Genomic DNA, 19,493 nt, shown 5'->3' on the forward strand with positions numbered 1-19,493 from the left:
ATTAAGGTTTTTCATATTTTAGAAATTATTAATTAGTTAGGAAAAGATATATGGAGAATAAAAATGTACCGAATAATAAAACTACTGATGAAAATAAAGTAGTAAATAATAAGGCTATTGATGGAAATAAAGTAGTAGATAATAAGGTTAAAAATAGAGTGAGTTCTAATGGGGGTTTTAAAAAATATAGAAAACCTTATAGAACTTATAACAAAATAAATGATAAAGAAGAAAATATAACTGAAAAGACAGAAAAAATTAAAACTGAGAATGTAAACATAAGTAGTAGAAAAAAAACTGATGATAATTTAGTAGAGAAAAAGCAGTTTAAAAACTCAGTGCCAAAGGTAAAAAAAGATACAGTTATAAAAACTAACATTAAAACTAATAAAGATGTGACTAATAAAGAGTTAACAGAAAACCCAAATAAAAAAGCATATATGAAAAAAAATAAAGAAAAAGGAGGGGAGAAAGTGCGAAAAGAGAAAGATAAGATAAAAATTATACCTCTTGGAGGCTTTAACGAGATTGGAAAAAATCTTACTGTTATTGAGTATAAAAATGATATAGTTATAGTTGACTGCGGTTTAAAGTTTCCTGATGATGACATGTTAGGGATCGATGTTGTAATACCAGATGTCACTTATCTTTTGAAAAATAAAGATAGAGTTAAAGGTATATTTTTAACTCATGGTCATGAAGACCATATAGGGGCATTACCCTATATATTAAAACAAATAAATGTACCTGTATATGGGACTAAGTTAACTTTAGGAATTGTTCAAATAAAACTTAAAGAACATGGTATTTTAAGTACGGTTGATTTAAAATATATAAAACCTAAAGATATAGTTAAACTTGACAACGTATCAGTAGAGTTTATAAGGACTAGTCATAGTATAGCTGATTCAGTTGCTATAGCAGTTCATACCCCAGCAGGAGTAGTACTTCATACTGGAGATTTTAAGATAGATTATACTCCAATAGATGGATGTGTAGCGGATTTAGCTAGGTTTGCAGAACTTGGTAAAAAAGGTGTTGCAGTAATGTTAGCTGATAGTACTAATGTTGAACGACCAGGGTACACAATGTCAGAAAGTACTGTAGGAGAAAGCTTTGAAAATATATTCTTTTCAGCTAAAGGAAGAATCATAGTAGCTACATTTGCTTCAAATATTCATAGGATACAGCAAATAATCCAAGCTGCAAGTAAGTATGGAAGAAAAGTAGCTGTTTCAGGAAGAAGTATGGAAAATATAATGGCAGTAGCTATAGAACTTGGATATATAAAAATTGATAAAGAGACATTAATCAACGTTGATGCCATATCTAAGTATAATGATAATCAGGTAGCTATAATTACAACTGGAAGCCAAGGAGAACCTATGTCAGCGCTTTCAAGAATGGCAGCATCCGAGCATAAAAAAGTAAATATACAAGAAGGTGATACTGTTATAATATCAGCAACACCAATACCTGGAAATGAAAAATTAGTATCTAAAGTTATAAATCAATTGTTTAAAAAAGGTGCAGATGTTATATATGAAGCATTAGCTGATGTTCATGTATCTGGGCATGCTTGTCAAGAAGAATTGAAACTAATGCATACATTAGTTAAACCTAAGTTTTTTATACCTGCTCATGGAGAATATAGACATTTAAAACAACATGGTGAACTTGCTGTTAAGTTAGGAATGCCAGAAAGAAATGTATATTTAGGAGAGAATGGTGATGTTATTGAACTCTCAAGAGATTCTATAAGAAAAGTATCATCTGTTACATCGGGTCAGGTGTTTGTTGATGGATTGGGTGTAGGTGATGTAGGTAATATAGTTTTAAGAGATAGAAAACATTTATCACAGGATGGAATACTTACAGTAGTTGTTACAATTGAAAAAGATACATGTACAGTCATAGCAGGTCCAGATATAATCTCAAGAGGATTTGTATATGTTAGAGAATCTGAAGATTTAATGGATGGAGCAAGAGAACTTGTTAAACAAGTATTAAAAGAATGTGAAGAAAATAAAATTAAAGAATGGCCAACTATAAAAGGTAATATAAGAGAGGTATTAAGAGGATATCTTTATGAAAAAACTAAAAGAAGACCTATGATATTACCTATAATAATGGAAGTTTAAAAAAATAAGCTGTATAAAAATAGAACTTAATTTCTATTTTTATACAGTTTTAGTTTTATAATTTTTATTACAAGTTATAAGTGATAGTTAAAAAGAAAAATAATAGATTAATCATATAGAAATATAATTTACTTAAAAAATAAAGAGTTATATTAAAAATAAAAGCTAATAATTATAAAATATGAATGTGAATTAAAAAAATCATAATTCAACATAGAAAGAAAAAATAAAATTAAAATTTAGAAAAAAGAATGAAAAAAAATAAAAAAAATCAAATTTAAAATTGTAAAGTTTGAAAAAAGACAAATTACATAGGAGATAATTAAAATATTAAATATTTAAATTAAAAATAAAAAAATATGTTCTATTTAAAAAAATAAAGAGACTAATAACATTATTAGTTATGAGAAAAAATTAAAACATATAAATTAAACTAAGTTTAATTGTTTAGAAAAAATATATAAACATGATAAAAAATTGAAATCTAACTTAAATTTTTAGGGGAATTATGTTAAAAATAAAGTGCAAGTTTATTTTTAATACAATTGTTGAACAAGTAAAAATATAGTTAGTTGTAAATTTAAATTTATAATTGATTAAATTAAAAGAAATATTTTAATATATAAGAGATAATAAAAGATTAATGGTAGTATTGCAAAAAAATTCAAAGAAAATTTAACTAAAATTTAGCTAATTGAATAAATATATATATTGAAATTGCTTTAAAAGTTATTAAGTTATTAATTATTATTATATTTAGGCATAAAAGTGTGGTTTAAAACAGTTATATTGTGTATTTTAGTTGAATTTTATATAAAATTAGAATAAAATTAAGTGATAATGTATAATAAAATATTTTTTGTCAAAAATTTATATGTGAGAAGAAATTTAGAACTTAATATAAACATTACAACATTGACTTTTATTAAACATAATATTAGAATAGGTATAGTTAATTTAAATTGGGTACAAGAGCCGTATCCAATTTTATTTTGTACGTGATTTGTAGAAAAAAGAAGAAATTTGGAGGAAATTTAATGGATAAAATAACTAGAGATGATATAAGAAATATAGCTATAATAGCTCACGTTGACCATGGTAAAACAACATTAGTTGATGCGTTATTAAGACAAAGTAAAGTTTTTAGAGATAATGAGAAAGTTCAAGAAAGAGTAATGGATTCAAACGATTTAGAAAAAGAAAGAGGAATCACTATACTTTCTAAAAATACAGCAGTTCATTATGAAGATGTAAAAATCAACATTATAGATACACCTGGACATGCTGACTTCGGTGGAGAAGTTGAGAGGGTTTTAAAAATGGTAGATAGCGTTCTACTAGTTGTAGACTCTTATGAAGGTGCAATGCCACAAACTAAGTTCGTTCTTAAAAAAGCTTTAGAGCTTGAATTAAAACCAATAGTTGTAATAAACAAAATAGACAAACCAAACGAAAGAGCAGCTGAAGTTATAGATGAAGTGTTTGACTTATTTGTTGAGCTTGGAGCTTCAGATGAGCAATTAGATTTTACTGTAATATATGCTTCTGCTAGAGATGGAATTGCTAAAGCAGAATTAGAAGATGAATCAGATAACATGGAAGCTTTATTCAAAGCTATAATTGAACATGTAGATCCACCAAAAGGATACGTAGATATGCCACTACAAATGCTGGTAACATCTTTAGATTACAATGAGTATGTTGGAAAAATTGGTATAGGTAAAGTGGAAAGAGGTACTGTAAAGAAAAACCAAACTGTAGCAGTAATGAGAAAAGATGGTACAGTTAAAAATGTTAAAGTATCTAATGTATATACATATAACGGATTGAAAAGAGAAGAAACTGAAGAAGCTAAACTAGGTGATATAGTTGCAGTATCAGGAATTGCAGATATAAATATAGGAGAAACAATAGCAGATGCACAAAATCCAGAAGCACTTCCATTTGTAGAAATAGATGAGCCAACATTAAGCATGAACTTTATTGTTAACAATTCTCCATTTGCAGGTCAAGATGGTGAGTTTGTAACATCTAGACATTTAAGAGATAGACTTATGAAAGAACTTGAAACAAACGTAAGTTTAAAAGTTGAAGAAACTGATTCAGCTGATTCATTTAAAGTAAGTGGAAGAGGAGAACTTCACTTATCAATATTAATAGAAACTATGAGAAGAGAAGGATATGAGTTCCAGGTTTCTAAACCAACAGTTATATTTAAAAGTGAAAATGGAAAGAAATTAGAGCCAATAGAGCACTTAACAATAGACGTTCCAGAAGAATTCATGGGAGTAGTTATGGAAAAGCTAGGACCTAGAAAAGCAGAAATGTTAAATATGACTAGTGCTATAAATGGATATACAAGACTTGAGTTCACAGTGCCATCAAGAGGTCTTATAGGATTCAGAAACGAATTTATGACTGATACAAAAGGTAATGGTATAATGAACAGTATATTAGAAGGATATGAGCCATTTAAAGGTGAAATTTCTGAAAGAAGCAGAGGTTCATTAGTTGTATTTGAGAATGGAGAATCTGTAACATACGGATTAGTTAATGCTCAAGAAAGAGGAGTATTATTTATAGGAGCTGGAATGCCTGTATATCAAGGAATGGTAGTTGGAGAATGTTCAAGAAATGAAGATATAGAAGTTAATGTTTGTAAGAAAAAACATCTTTCAAATACAAGAGCATCTGGTTCTGACGAGGCATTAAAATTAATAACACCAAGAGATATGTCATTAGAACAATGTTTAGAGTTTATAGCTTCAGATGAATTAGTAGAAGTTACACCAAATAACATAAGATTAAGAAAAAGAATTTTAGACCCAGCAATGAGAAAAAGAGCGGCAAAAAAATAAATAATAGAATAATAATGGGGTGAGTCTGTGAAAAAAGGTGTTATTATATCTAGTTTATGCCTAGTGGGGATATTAGTATTAGGAGGAGTCTTTTATAGTCATACTATAAAAGACCCTTTTAAAACAAATGAAGATTTTATAATTGAGGTACAACAAGGGGACAATTTATATAGTGTTATATCAAAATTAAAAGATGAAGGCAAATTAAAAAATGTAATAATTCCTAAAATATATATAAAAAATTTGGAAAATAAACCAGATATTAAACCAGGTGAATACAAAATAAATAAAAATAGTTCCTTGCAGGAGTTTTTATCAGTTTTAGAAGATGCTACTTTAGATCAGAGTAAAGTTCAAATTACAATTCCAGAGGGGCACGATATAACCCAGATAGCATCAATTTTACAGGAAGAAGGTATAATAGAAAAAGAAACTTTCTTAGAATCATTTAAGAATTATGCCGTTCCAACGTATATAAAAGCTGATGATAAGGTGAAATATTCCATGGAAGGATTTTTGTTTCCGGATACGTATACTTTTAAAAAAGGAAGTAGTGGAGACGAAATCATAAAAATTATGAATGATAGATTTAATGAAGTAATAAAGGAAATTACAAATGATAAAAAACTTTCAGATGATGAGCTATATAAAATAGTTACTATGGCGTCTATAGTTGAAAGAGAAGCTAGCAACCCAGAAGAAAGGGATGTTGTAGCATCAGTTTTTTATAATAGAATAGATAAAAATATGAAATTTCAATCATGTGCTACAGTACAATATGCATTAGGTGAACACAAAGAAAAATTGTATGAAAAAGATTTAATAGTTGAATCTCCTTATAATACATATTTAGTTGATGGTATGCCAATAGGACCTATAAGCAACCCAGGCAAAGAGTCTTTAAAAGCTGCAATTAATCCTAAATCAACTAACTATTTGTATTTTGTATCAAATAATGACGGAACACATTTTTTTACAGATGATTACAATGAATTTTTAAAAGTTAAAGAAAAAACCCAAGGTTTTTAAAAGGATTATTTAGTCTATTATTAACAATCTAAGAAGATGGAGGATATTTATGAGTGGAGTTACTTATGAATACATGGAAAATTATTTAAGAAGTCTTATCCCGGATGATATCGGTATTTTAAAAGAAATGCATGATTTTGCAATGGAAAATAAAGTGCCAATAATTCAAAAGGAAGGGGCTAAGTTTTTACAATTTATGGTTAATTTTAAAAAACCTAAAAGAATTTTAGAACTTGGAACTGCCATAGGTTACTCCTCTATTTTAATGAATTTAGCATCAGGAGGTAGTTGTGAAATTACAACTATTGAAAGAGATGAAAATATGTTAAAAATAGCAAGTGAAAATATAGAAAAGTATGGTTTGAAAGATAAGATAACAGTGCTTCCAGGAGATTGTTTAGAAGTTTTAGAAAAGCTAAATGATAAATATGATATGATATTTATGGATGCAGGTAAGGGCCATTACAATCATTTTTTACCTCATTGCTTAAGGCTATTAGAAAAAGATGGTATAATTGTTGCAGATAATGTTCTTTTTAGAGGGATGGTAGCCTGTAATGATCTTGTTAAAAGAAGAAAAATAACTATAGTTAAGAGGATGAGAAGTTACTTGGATATGGTTTCAAGTGATGAAAACTTAGTAACAACAGTAATACCAATGGGAGATGGTATTGCACTTACTGTAAGGAGGAATGAAAATGATAAGACCAGAGATATTAGCTCCAGCAGGTAATTTAGAAAAACTAAAAACTGCTATAAACTTTGGTGCAGATGCAGTATATTTAGGTGGAAGTAAACTAAATTTAAGGGCATTTGCAGATAATTTTTCCAATGAAGAGTTAAAAGAGGGTATAAAATATGCCCATGATAGAGAGAAAAGAGTTTATGTAACATTAAATGTTTTCCCTCATAATGAAGACTTAGAAGGCTTAGAGGAATATCTTAAAGAACTTTATGAGTTAGGAACTGATGCTATAATCGTTTCAGATCCAGGAATTATCATGACCGCAAGAGAAGTTGTACCAGAACTAGAAATACACTTAAGTACTCAGGCTAATAATGTGAATTATAAGTCTGCTATATTCTGGCATAAACAAGGGGTTAAAAGAATAGTTTTAGCAAGAGAATTGACATTAGAAGAAGTTGCAGGTATTAAAGATAAAATACCAGAAAGTTTAGAATTGGAAATATTTGTACATGGTTCTATGTGCATGTCTTATTCTGGTAGATGTTTATTATCAAATTATATGACAGGAAGAGATTCTAATAGAGGTGCTTGTGCTCAACCTTGTAGATACAAGTATAAACTTGTTGAAGAAAAACGAAATGAAGAGTACTTCCCAATAATGGAAGATGATAGAGGAACATACATAATGAATTCGAAAGATTTATGTATGATAGAGTATATTCCTGAACTTGTTAAAACTGGTTCAGTTTCATTAAAAATTGAAGGAAGAATGAAGAGTGCTTATTATGTTGCAACTGTAGTTAAAGCGTATAAAGAAGCTTTAGATACATATATGAAAGATCCAGAGGGATATGAATTTAATCCTAAGTGGTTACAGCAATTAGATAGACCAAGTCACCGAAAATATTATACAGGATTCTATTTAGGAGATAAGGATAGTCAAATATATGAATCTTCTTCTTATATTAGAAATTATGATATAATTGGAATTGTTAAAGATTTTAATAAAGAAGAAGGCATAGCAACTATAGAACAAAGAAATAAAATTTTTGATAATGATACTGTGGAAGTCTTAAGACCTGTTGGTGATAATATAGAAGTGAAACTAACAGAAATGAAAGATGAAAATGGTAAAGAAATAGAGTCAGCACCTAGTGCTCAAATGATATTTAATGTGAAAGTTGATACTGAATTAGAAAAAAATGACATACTTATAAAGGCCAAGGAGGAAAAAAAGTAATGAGCCGACCAGTTTTAATAGGAATTACCGGCGGAACGGGTTCTGGAAAGAGCACTATTGCAAAGGAAATATATAAAAAGTTCGGAGAAAATTGCATAGCAATGATAGAGCAAGATTCTTATTATAAAGATCAAAGTCATTTAACTTCAGAAGAAAGAGTTAAAACTAACTATGATCATCCAAATGCATTTGATACAGAGTTATTAATTCAGCAATTACAAAGTCTTATAGATGGAGAGAGCGTAGAAAAGCCAATATATGATTTTGAAATTCATAATAGAAAAAGTGATGAAACAGTAAGAGTTGAATCAAGAGATATAATTATTGTTGAAGGAATATTAGTTCTTCAAGAAAAAAATCTAAGAGATATGTTAGATATAAAAATATATGTAGACACTGATGCAGATGTTAGATTTATAAGAAGAATGGTAAGAGATGTTAAAGAAAGAGGAAGAACAATAGATTCTGTTATAACTCAATATTTAACAGTTGTAAAGAAAATGCATGAAGAGTTTACTGAGAACACTAAAAAATATGCAGATATAGTAATTCCAGAAGGTGGCCATAATAAAGTTGCCATAGACATAATAAACGCTAATATAGATCAAATATTACAACAGAAAAATAATTAACATTAATTAGGAATAGAACACTTTACTATAGTCAATAATTTGATTATGGTGAGGTGTTTTTTTATGAGAAGAAAAAGAAAAGTAAAAAAAATTTATAGTTATAAAAAATATGATTTTAAGAAAACTATTAAAAATAGAATTTATATATTAACAGTAATATTTACTGCCATATATTTAGGGTTAATATGTAGGTTGTACTATATTCAAAATTATAAAGATAATACCTATGCTGTTATGGCAGATAAACAATATTATTATGAAGAAAAAATAAGTAATATAAACTATAAACTTTTAGATAGAAATAATGAAGAATTATTTAACTATGAAAATAAATATTATATAGTTGTAGATCCTATGACATTTATAAATATGAATAATAATACTGATGATAATAGTATTAAAACTGTAATGTATATATTGAGAAATTATGACAAGGAATATGACTTATATCAAATACCATATATGGATAAAAGCAAAAAATATACTTATGAAGTAGATAAAGAGACTTATAAAAAAATTAAAAATTACACTGATGTAAATGGAATTTATGGGTATATAAGTAAAAATGCATTAATAGAAAAAAATTGGAAGTTAGAAAATATTATAGCATCTCCTAAAAATTATGATGATGAAAAATTTAAGGATAAGGATTCTCTTGAGATGGAGATATATAATATGACAAAAAATAATAAATTTCCCGAAGTAGTTTATGAAAAGGATGTAAATGGCAAAATAATAGATGAAAAATTTCTTGAGTCAAATGAAAATATAAATGTTAAGCTAACTATTAATAAGAATGTTGAAACTTTAATAGAAAATGTTTTAAAAAGTGATTTGTTAAAAAAATATCCTCAAGTAGGTGTATGTTTAGTAGAAAGTAGTACTGGGGAGGTTCTCTCTATGTGTCAAAAGGATGATAATATTTCTAATGTAAACATAGGTGTGCCAAGTAATAATGGATTTTTAGTTGGATCTGTGTTTAAAACTATTGTTCTAGAAGGAGTATTAGATAGGGAGAGTCATTCATTAAAAGAAATTTTTGATATGAAGCACATATTTCCTAAAAGCAATGAACATAAAAGTAGATATAATTTAAGTGAAGCATATTTATATTCATCCAATGATATTTTTGCTCAATTAGGTTGGGATTTAGGCAGCGATACTATGATTGATTATGCTGAAAAACAAGGACTAACAAGTAAAGTTTTGGGGTTATCAGACGAAAAATGTGGAACCTTCGACAATATTGATGATAAAGAAAATATAGGTTTTATAACTAATACATCTATAGGTCAAACTTTAAGAACAACACCAATAGCATTAACATCCATTCCAAGTGTAGTAGTTAATAATGGGATTTATATAAAGCCAAATATAATAAAGGGATATATTGATAATAAAAATAATATAATTCAAGATAATGAAGTAGAAAAAACACAAGCGATAAATGTTAAAACAGCTAATTTACTAGAAAAAGAAATGATTAAAGTAATAAAATCTACAGATGGAACAGGGAGAAATGCAGATGTTGAAGGGGTAAACATGGGAGGAAAAACTGGAACAACTGAATATTTTATTAAAGGAAAAGAATATTCAGATGGATGGTTTGCAGGTTTTTTTGAGTATGAAGATAAATATTATTCATTAGTAGTATTTATACCTGAAATAGATATTAAAGAGGATGCAGGTGGAAGAACTTCTGCACTAGTGTTTAAAAAAATAGTAGAGGAGCTAACAAGTAAAAAAGTTTTATAAATCACAAGAAACAGCTTAAAAATAATTAGTAATTTTATTTTCAAGCTGTTTTTCTTTTGTACATATAAGTAAAAATATATACTAATTTGTAGAAAATTAATATATGAGTCTAAAATGAAAAATATTAAAAATTAATTTTTAAATTTTTTAAGGTGGACAGGCTACTTTTTAATACAATCATCATATTATTATAATAAGCACTATTAGGGGGAACAACTATGGTTTTCTTCAATTGGTTTCTTAATGTAATTGGAGAAGTTACGTTACTGACAGCCTATGTATCTGGAAGTAGTTCTTTTCCGCAGCCGTTAAATGACAAGGAAGAAAAAATTTACTTACAAAGATTTAAGGAGGGAGATTTAGAAGCTAAAAATGTTCTAGTAGAAAGAAATTTAAGGCTGGTAGCTCATATAGTAAAAAAATATTCATTTCCAGGAAAAGAAGTGGATGATTTGATTTCTATAGGTACAGTAGGTTTAATAAAAGCTATCGATTCTTTCGATATGTCAAAAGGAACAAGACTTGCAACTTATGCAGCAAGGTGCATAGAAAATGAAATATTGATGTTAATTAGAAATAATAAAAAGACAAAAGGAGAAGTATATCTTCAAGATCCAATAGGTGTAGATAAAGAAGGTAATGAAATTTCATTGATGGATATATTAAGTAGCGATAAGGATTCTATTGCAGATATAGTTGAAAATAAGATACAAGTTAAAAAACTTTATTCAAAGATTAATACAACATTACAAGAGCGAGAAAGGTTAATAATAGAAATGAGATATGGACTTACAGATGGTAAATCAAAGACACAAAGGGAGATTGCTCAAATATTAGGAATATCAAGGTCATATGTATCTAGAATAGAAAAACGAGCATTAAAAAAACTATTAAAGGAATTAAATAGTTCGGAAAAACAAAAAAAATAATTTGATAAACTAAATTAATTTAGAGTGTATATTTATTAAAAATATTTTATATTTATAATAAAATTACGAAGTAATTTGCAAAACATATTTGTAATAAGATATAATTTGTTTATATTATGTTATAGATAGGTGGCAAGAAAATGTATAGTGGATTGCTTGGAAAAAATATAAAATATAGTCTTTCTCCATTAATTCATAATGAAAAATATAAAGAAGATAATATACCATTAGAATATAAAATATTTGATGTAGATGAAAATAATCTTGATATATTTATTAATAAGGCTAAAAAAGAGTTGGTAGGTTTTAATGTAACTATTCCATACAAAGAATCTATTATAAAATATCTAGATAGTATTGAATATCCAGCAAATAAGATAGGTGCAGTGAATACAGTAGTAAATGTAAATTCTAAACTAATTGGTTATAATACAGATTATTTTGGATTTATATCAAGCTTAGAAAAAGAAAATATTAAACTAGAAGGTAAAAATGCTTTAATTATAGGTAGCGGTGGAGCAGCAAAAGCAATTATTTATGCTCTTAGAGATTTGAAAATAAAAAGTATAGATATTGCACTTAGAAATGAAAAAAGCATAAGAGAACATAAAGCTTATATTAGTAAAACTATAAATATACATGAGGAATTTGATTTAACAGAATATGATATAGTTATAAATTGTACTCCAATTTCAGGTGCAAATCATCCTAATGAAACACCAATAAATATAAAAAAATGTAATTCTAAAAAAATATTCTATGATCTAAATTATGAACCCCAAAATACACTTTTTATGAAAATTGGAGAAGAATATGGTTGTCGCGTATTAAATGGTTATAGTATGCTTTTGCATCAGGGATATAAAGCGATTAAAATATGGAAAAAATATTTAAAAGAGAACACATAATTATTGTGTTCTCTTTTAACATGAAAAAAATGTAAATTTATAATTGAACTTATTATGTATTAAGGATATAATTTTAAGTGTGATAAAGATTAAATATTCTTTAATTTTGGTGATTTTCCTTGGAAATATACGAAGTTTTTTAAATTTAAAATTTTATTCTATAATTAAGGATTAAAAATAAAAATTTAATTAATTAGTATTAAAGTGAAATATTGCATTTTACTTGTAAAGCAATTATACTGAAAATAGGATGTTTATATTTATATATAAACATTTTATAAAAAGTTAATTAAGATTAAAGGAAAAGAGGATTTCTTGTTGAATATGTACTTTTGAAGCTTCTCTTAAAAGGGGGGTAATTTAAGTGAACAATTACATAGTTGGAATAGACATTGGTGCATCAAAAATATGCGGTGTAGTTGGAAATTTAGATAGTGCAGGAAAGCTTCAAGTTCTAGGTGTAACTACAAGCAAATGTAATGGTGTGAGAAAATCTGGAGTTTCAGATTTTGAAAATACATCCAATGCAATCAAAGATGTAGTAACCCAGCTAGGAAATATTATCAATACTAATATACATGGTGTGTATATATCTATACCGGTATCTTTATGTGGAGTAATTGAAAAAAGAGAGATATTGACTTTATCTTCCCAAGATAGAGAGATAACCAGTGAAGATATTGAAAATCTAAAAGAGTTAATAAGACTAGAGGTTAAACAGTCTACCAATAAAGAAGTTATAAAAATAAATCTTTTGGAATTTAAGATAAATGATGTTGGTAACATAAATAATCCTCTAGGGTTGTTAGGAAAAAATTTGGAGGTGGTTTCACAGGTAATAGTTGCATCTAAAGAAATTGTGGACCTTTATAAAAAACCAGTGGAAGACATAGGTATTAAAGTTTTAGGATTTACAGTTGATTGTTTAGGTGTATGCAAAGATACATTAAGTGAAACTGATGTACAAGATGGAGTAGCAATTATAGATATTGGAGCAGAAACATCAGATGTTGTAATATATATAAAAAATAAATTAGAATATGTTGCAAGCATTGGTCTAGGCGGAGATACTATAACGAATGATATAGCTATTTGTTTAAAGATTTCTAAAGATGATGCTGAAAGCTTAAAGATAAAAAGTGGACGTATTTATAAAGAAAACATCGATATTGGAGAAAAAATAAAGATCTATTCTTTAAAAGATGGACAAACTATAGAAATAGACTATGTTATGTTAGTGGAAATAATTTATGAAAGAGTTAAAGAGATAATCAAGTTAATCAAAGAAGTTTTGGTTGATTCTGGATATTATAATCAAATTAAAACTGTTGTTTTATGTGGTGGAGGTGTTTCGCTTTATAGAGGAATAACTGATTTAATTGAAAAAGTGGTAGAAAAAGAATGTAGAGTAGTTACGCCTTCATATGTAGGAGTTGCAAATCCAATCTACACAATAGCAACAGGAATAATAAAGGAATTGTCTTTACAATTAAACAATGATATTGAAAAAGAAGCAGATAATAAAGTAGTAATTCAAAAAGATGAACAATTAAAGAAGAATAAGGATGACATTAAATTTTTATCCAAATTTAAAGCGTTTTTATCAGATTTTTTCTAATGAGGAGGTAGTATTGTGCTAGATTTTGATGTTCAAGACAGGGAGTTATGCAATATAAAGGTTATTGGATGTGGAGGCGGAGGAAACAACGCTGTAAATAGAATGATTGAGGAAGGCTTGAAAAATGTTGAGTTTATAGGAATTAACACTGATAAACAAGCGTTAGCATTATCAAGAGCTACAGAAAAGATACAATTAGGAGAAAAGCTTACTAGAGGATTAGGAGCTGGTGCTAATCCTGAAATTGGAAGAAAAGCAGCGGAAGAAAGTAAGGAAGAAATAATTCAATTGTTAAAAGGTGCGGACATGGTGTTCATAACTGCTGGAATGGGTGGCGGAACAGGAACTGGTGCAGCTCCAGTTGTAGCAGAAATAGCAAAGTCTATGGGAATATTAACAGTTGGTGTTGTAACAAAGCCATTTTCATTTGAAGGTAGAAAAAGAATGTTACATGCAGAGCAAGGTATTAAGGCTCTTAAGGAATCTGTAGATACATTAGTTACAATTCCAAACGAAAGACTTTTAACTATGGTAGATAAAAAAACTACTTTAGTTGATTCTTTTAGAAAAGCAGATGATGTTTTAAGACAAGGTGTTCAAGGTATATCTGACTTAATAACAATACCTGGAATAATTAATTTAGACTTTGCTGATATTAGTACAATAATGTTAGACAAAGGTCTTGCTCACATGGGTGTTGGATATGGAAACGGTGATAATAGGGCACAAGAAGCTACTAGAGAGGCTATATCAAGTCCTCTATTAGAAACATCAATTGTTGGAGCGACAGGTGTATTGTTGAACATTACAGGCGGAGCAGATTTATCATTACTAGAGATAAATGAAGCAGCACAAATAGTTCAAGAAGAGGCAGATCCAGATGCTAATATTATATTCGGTGCAGTTATTGATGAAAGTTTAAACGACGAAATAAGAATTACTGTTATAGCAACAGGATTTGAATTAGATGAAGCATCAAAACCATCTCCAACTCAACAGCAAGCAAGCAGAACTGAAATGCCATCTAGAGGTATAATAAATAGTCAAATTCAGCCACAACAACAAGAAGAAGAGGCTGCAGCTACAAAGACTGTAGAAGAACCTGAATTGGATTATTCAGTTCCAACTTGGCTAAGAAGAAGTGGAAGATAATATAAGAAGATAATATAAATAATAAAAGAGAAGAAACTTTAGTTTCTTCTTTTTTTTATGCCTATATTAACAAAAGATTAATTATTTTTTATTCCCATATAAGTTTAAGAATTTACTATTTTTTTGATGATATTAAGAAGCTTTGTATATATTGATAAAGGAAAAAGTGAAAATACTATGCAATTTGACGAAAAAGACAATTAATATAGAAAAATACAGTGGTGAGTTTTTACAAAATTTACCATGACATATATGTATAATAAAGATAAAGGAGTGAGTAAATTTGGTTTTATATTTAGATGTACTAATATTAGAAAACTTTTTAGTAAATTTATTTCTACTTCAAATAACATTTCGAACTATTAAAAAACGATGTGCTTTGAAACGACAGATACTATCTGCATTTTTAGGAAGTTTATATGTAATTGTCATAGTTTTTCCAGAACTGAGATTTTTAAATAACAAAATAACAAGCGTTTTGGTGGCATTTCTAATGATTTTAATTTGTGTTGATAGTAAAAAATTTTATTTAAAAGGAACTTTGATTTATATAGGATATTCTATGGTTTTAGCAGGGACTACATTTTATTTTTCTATAGGCAATAAAGGGGTTAATAATTATATATTCAAATTTAATTACAAGAAATTAGCTTTATCAATAATGGTTATTTATTTAATTATTGATAGATTAGTTTTTTATATAAAGGATAGAAAGCTAATGCATCAGTGTATATATGAGGTAGATGTTTTGATAAAAGAAAAAAATATAAAATTTAAAGGTTTTTTAGATACAGGAAATGAACTTAGGGAGCCTATAACGAATTTGCCAGTTATAGTAGTTCAAAAAAATATATTAGAGGGGGTAGATATAAAAGATTATATAAAATATTCAATAACCTATTCAGTAGTAAATGGGAATTTAGGAAAATTGCAAGGGTTTAAGCCAGACAGTGTGACCATTGATGAAAATGGACAAAAAATAACTAAAGAAGTAATTTTAGCATACTGTGATAATCAATTAAGCTATAGCAAAGACTATGGTGCACTATTACCAAGGGGAATTTTAGTTTAATAGAGGAGGGGTATTTTTGAAGTTAAAGGTGTTTTTAAAAAGGATTGTTGAAAAGGTAAGTAGTTTTTTAGGTAAGTTTAAATTTTTAAAAAATAATATATATTATATCGGTGGAAGTGATGCATTACCACCACCACTTACCAAGGAAGAAGAAGAGGAATTGGTAAGACAGTTGGTAGGTGGAGATGAAAATATAAGAGCGACTTTAATAGAAAGAAACTTGAGATTGGTTGTTTATATAGCAAGAAAATTTGAAAATACAGGAGTTAATGTTGAGGATCTAATTTCAGTTGGAACTATAGGACTCATTAAAGCTGTAAATACTTTTGATCCAGAGAAAAAAATAAAGCTTGCTACATATGCATCCAGATGCATAGAAAATGAGATTTTAATGTATTTAAGAAGGAATAGTAAAATAAAAACAGAAATATCTTTTTATGAGCCACTAAATATAGATTGGGATGGTAATGAATTATTGCTATCAGATATTTTAGGAACTGAAAATGATATTGTATATAATCTTATAGAAGATGAAGTGGATAAACAATTATTGTTATTGGCAATGGATAGGTTAAACGATAGGGAAAAAGAAATTGTAGAATTAAGATTTGGATTAAATGGATGCAATGAAAAAACACAAAAAGAAGTTGCTGATATGCTAGGAATATCACAATCTTATATATCTAGACTTGAAAAAAGAATAATAAAAAGATTGAAAAAAGAAATTAATAAAATGTTATAAGGTTTGTCCCGAGTATAAAAATTATTACATCAGGAAATAATTAAAATGCAATTACTCTGAAGGGAATGATGACCTTATGATAATAAACAAAGTAGAAATATGTGGAGTAAATACATCGAAATTGCCAGTATTAAAAGAAAAGGAGATGAGAGAACTACTTTTTAAAATGCAAAATGGAGATGACAGCTGTAGAGAAAAATTTATCAAATGCAATTTAAGACTAGTTCTTAGTGTTATACAAAGGTTTAATAATAGAGGTGAGAATGTAGATGATTTATTCCAAGTTGGGTGCATAGGTCTTATAAAAGCAATTGATAACTTTGACTTAAGTCAAAATGTAAAATTTTCTACTTATGCTGTGCCTATGATTATTGGAGAAATTAGGAGGTATTTAAGGGATAATAACTCAATTAGAGTTAGTAGATCTCTTAGAGATATTGCATACAAGGCACTCCAAGTTAGAGATAGACTAGTAAATAAGGATAATAAAGAACCTACAGTATCTCAAATAGCTAAAGAATTAGAGATACCTAAGGAAGAAGTGGTTTTTGCTTTAGATGCTATACAAGATCCAGTTTCGTTATTTGAACCGATTTACCATGATGGAGGAGATGCCATTTATGTTATGGATCAAGTAAGTGATAGTAAAAATTTAGATGATAGTTGGCTTGAAAATATATCTATAAAAGAAGCAATGAAGAAGTTGACTGCTAGAGAAAAATTAATATTAAATTTAAGATTTTTTGATGGCAGAACTCAAATGGAGGTAGCAGACGAAATTGGAATATCTCAAGCTCAAGTATCAAGATTAGAAAAAACAGCATTAAAACATATGAGAAAATACGTTTAGAGCCTAAAAAGGCTCTATTTTTTTATAAATGTAATATAAGTTTTGGTATTAACATATAAATAGTACAAGCTAGTTAGTATAGAATTAAAACTATAAAATTATCTATTCCAAAACTTGGATACCTAAAATAGTGAGATATGCTCTGAATCACTTAGAATTCAACACTGTATCTTGCATAAAAATATTTTAAAGTTATTGAATAAATTTAAATAAAGCACTAAATAAAGGAGTGGGAGATGAATGGAAAATTCAATGTATGCTATAAATAGTTTAAAAATGATGGAGGTAATAGATATAAACACTGGGGCTAAACTTGGATTTATAAAGGATTTAAGAATAAATTGTGATGAGTATAGAGTAACATCAATAGTACTTCCTACTCAAAAGACTGGATGGTTTATGAAGAATACTGACATAGAAATACCTTGGGAAAAGATAAAGAAAATAGGACTGGACGTAATATTAGTTGATGGCGATGGAATAATAAGTTTTGATGAATAAAATAAATTTATGAAAATTTTATAGAAATTTATTTTAATATGTGTATAATAAGAATATAATAAATTCTTTAGGAAAGTAGTGAATTGATGTGAGATGTCCATTTTGTAGTAGCGAAGACAGTAAAGTTGTAGATTCTAGATCAACTGAAGATAATTTGGCTATAAGAAGAAGAAGAGAATGTCTTTCTTGTAATAAAAGGTATACTACATATGAAAAAATAGAAGAAATGCCTATACTAGTAATTAAAAGAGGTCAACATAGGGAATTTTTTAATAGAGAAAAGTTAATAAGAGGTATAGTTACTGCTTGTCAAAAGAGACCAGTAACGAGGGCCATTATAGAAGATATAGCTAATGATATAGAGAAAAGTTTAAATAATAAAATGATGGTAGAAATAAAATCAGAAGAATTGGGAGAAATGGTCCTTGAAAAATTAAAGTATATAGATGAAGTAGCATATGTTAGGTTTGCATCTGTATATAGACAGTTTGATGATATAGATACTTTTATTCAGGAAATTGATAAATTAAGAAATTTAAAATAAAACACTATAATTTTTGTAGTGTTTTATTTTTATATAAAAAATCTAAAATCAATAATTAACTTATATATTTTGTTTTAATATAGTTTTTAGAAAAAAGGGGAAGATAAAATGGAAATTAAAAATATAAATGGCTATGAATTTTTAACTTTTCAAAATGACTGTGCAGAAATAGTATTTTCCACTTCTAAACAGGGTTTAAATTTAAATAAAAATTTGAATATAGGTTTAGAAAATTTAGATAAAGTAAAAGGATTTTTTAAGTTAGATAACATAGAATACTTAAATCAGATTCATAGTGATATAATATATAGTTATAATGAAAAATCTATAAAAGAATTAGATGGAGATAGTATTATAACTAATAAAAGAAATATAGGTATAGGTATATTTACAGCTGATTGTGTTCCTGTTATTATTGTAGATAATAAAGAAAAAGTTATAGCTGCTATACATAGTGGTTGGAAAGGTACATATGAAAAAATAGTATTAAAAACTATAAACAAGATGGTAAAAGATTATAATATAAATCCCAAGGATTTAAGTATATATATAGGGCCGCATAACAGATCATGCTGCTATGAAGTTAGTCAGGAACTTATTGAAAAGTTTAAAAACTTAGATATTTATAAAAATATAAATATAAATCAAGGAAGATATTTAGATTTAGAAAAATGCATTTTTGCTCAGTTAGCTTTAATAGGAGTGGAAAAAGAAAATATAAATACAATTAAACTTTGTACTTATTGCTGTGAGAATTATAAATTATATTCTTATAGAAAAATAGATGAGAGGGAGGGAAGGCTATTTTCATTTGTATATATGAAATAGCAATTT

General features: G+C 27.5%; 17 protein-coding genes. All 17 read left to right on the forward strand.

Annotated elements, in window-relative coordinates; genetic code table 11:
* The first annotated feature begins 440 nt into the window (after positions 1 to 440).
* Positions 441 to 2,141, forward strand: coding sequence for a ribonuclease J (locus ACYUE0_RS00380; protein ID WP_157450874.1), 1,701 nt, complete (start codon positions 441 to 443; stop codon positions 2,139 to 2,141).
* Between the two features lie 1,037 nt (positions 2,142 to 3,178).
* Entirely contained in the window at positions 3,179 to 4,999 is a 1,821-nt protein-coding gene (gene typA / locus ACYUE0_RS00385) for a translational GTPase TypA (RefSeq protein ID WP_061995468.1), read from the forward strand.
* A 27-nt stretch (positions 5,000 to 5,026) separates the two neighbouring features.
* Positions 5,027 to 6,028 carry an endolytic transglycosylase MltG gene (gene mltG, locus ACYUE0_RS00390; RefSeq protein ID WP_199869161.1) on the forward strand — a complete coding sequence of 334 codons (1,002 nt, stop codon included), beginning with the start codon at positions 5,027 to 5,029 and terminating at the stop codon, positions 6,026 to 6,028.
* Between the two features lie 49 nt (positions 6,029 to 6,077).
* Entirely contained in the window at positions 6,078 to 6,761 is a 684-nt protein-coding gene (locus ACYUE0_RS00395) for an O-methyltransferase (protein WP_061995470.1), read from the forward strand.
* A complete protein-coding gene (locus ACYUE0_RS00400) occupies positions 6,727 to 7,956 on the forward strand; it encodes a peptidase U32 family protein (protein ID WP_061995471.1) in 1,230 nt (409 codons plus the stop codon). Before ACYUE0_RS00395 ends, ACYUE0_RS00400 begins: the two co-directional genes overlap by 35 nt.
* Positions 7,956 to 8,588 carry a uridine kinase gene (gene udk, locus ACYUE0_RS00405; protein WP_061995472.1) on the forward strand — a complete coding sequence of 211 codons (633 nt, stop codon included), beginning with the start codon at positions 7,956 to 7,958 and terminating at the stop codon, positions 8,586 to 8,588. Before ACYUE0_RS00400 ends, udk begins: the two co-directional genes overlap by 1 nt.
* A gap of 63 nt (positions 8,589 to 8,651) precedes the next feature.
* The gene (locus tag ACYUE0_RS00410) at positions 8,652 to 10,343 is read left to right on the forward strand and encodes a penicillin-binding transpeptidase domain-containing protein (protein WP_460269123.1); all 1,692 of its coding nucleotides are present in this window, start codon (positions 8,652 to 8,654) and stop codon (positions 10,341 to 10,343) included.
* A 218-nt stretch (positions 10,344 to 10,561) separates the two neighbouring features.
* Positions 10,562 to 11,272 (forward strand): RNA polymerase sporulation sigma factor SigK, encoded by a 711-nt coding sequence (gene sigK / locus ACYUE0_RS00415; RefSeq protein ID WP_061995474.1) that lies wholly within the window; start codon positions 10,562 to 10,564, stop codon positions 11,270 to 11,272.
* A 140-nt stretch (positions 11,273 to 11,412) separates the two neighbouring features.
* Positions 11,413 to 12,180, forward strand: a complete 768-nt coding sequence (gene aroE / locus ACYUE0_RS00420; protein WP_199869157.1) for a shikimate dehydrogenase — start codon at positions 11,413 to 11,415, stop codon at positions 12,178 to 12,180.
* Positions 12,181 to 12,544: 364 nt separating this feature from the next.
* Positions 12,545 to 13,798, forward strand: coding sequence for a cell division protein FtsA (gene ftsA, locus ACYUE0_RS00425; RefSeq protein WP_460269124.1), 1,254 nt, complete (start codon positions 12,545 to 12,547; stop codon positions 13,796 to 13,798).
* A 15-nt stretch (positions 13,799 to 13,813) separates the two neighbouring features.
* The gene (ftsZ, locus tag ACYUE0_RS00430) at positions 13,814 to 14,950 is read left to right on the forward strand and encodes a cell division protein FtsZ (RefSeq protein ID WP_061995477.1); all 1,137 of its coding nucleotides are present in this window, start codon (positions 13,814 to 13,816) and stop codon (positions 14,948 to 14,950) included.
* Positions 14,951 to 15,233: 283 nt separating this feature from the next.
* A complete protein-coding gene (locus tag ACYUE0_RS00435; protein WP_460269125.1) occupies positions 15,234 to 16,022 on the forward strand; it encodes a sigma-E processing peptidase SpoIIGA in 789 nt (262 codons plus the stop codon).
* A 43-nt stretch (positions 16,023 to 16,065) separates the two neighbouring features.
* The gene (gene sigE, locus ACYUE0_RS00440; RefSeq protein WP_157450875.1) at positions 16,066 to 16,764 is read left to right on the forward strand and encodes an RNA polymerase sporulation sigma factor SigE; all 699 of its coding nucleotides are present in this window, start codon (positions 16,066 to 16,068) and stop codon (positions 16,762 to 16,764) included.
* A 76-nt stretch (positions 16,765 to 16,840) separates the two neighbouring features.
* The gene (gene sigG / locus ACYUE0_RS00445) at positions 16,841 to 17,614 is read left to right on the forward strand and encodes an RNA polymerase sporulation sigma factor SigG (protein ID WP_061995480.1); all 774 of its coding nucleotides are present in this window, start codon (positions 16,841 to 16,843) and stop codon (positions 17,612 to 17,614) included.
* Between the two features lie 240 nt (positions 17,615 to 17,854).
* Entirely contained in the window at positions 17,855 to 18,115 is a 261-nt protein-coding gene (locus ACYUE0_RS00450) for a YlmC/YmxH family sporulation protein (protein ID WP_061995481.1), read from the forward strand.
* An 88-nt stretch (positions 18,116 to 18,203) separates the two neighbouring features.
* Positions 18,204 to 18,659, forward strand: a complete 456-nt coding sequence (gene nrdR, locus ACYUE0_RS00455) for a transcriptional regulator NrdR (RefSeq protein WP_010292871.1) — start codon at positions 18,204 to 18,206, stop codon at positions 18,657 to 18,659.
* 108 nt (positions 18,660 to 18,767) lie between these two features.
* The gene (gene pgeF / locus ACYUE0_RS00460; RefSeq protein WP_061995482.1) at positions 18,768 to 19,487 is read left to right on the forward strand and encodes a peptidoglycan editing factor PgeF; all 720 of its coding nucleotides are present in this window, start codon (positions 18,768 to 18,770) and stop codon (positions 19,485 to 19,487) included.
* Positions 19,488 to 19,493: the final 6 nt, after the last annotated feature.

This window comes from Clostridium sp. CTA-19, assembly GCF_054767855.1.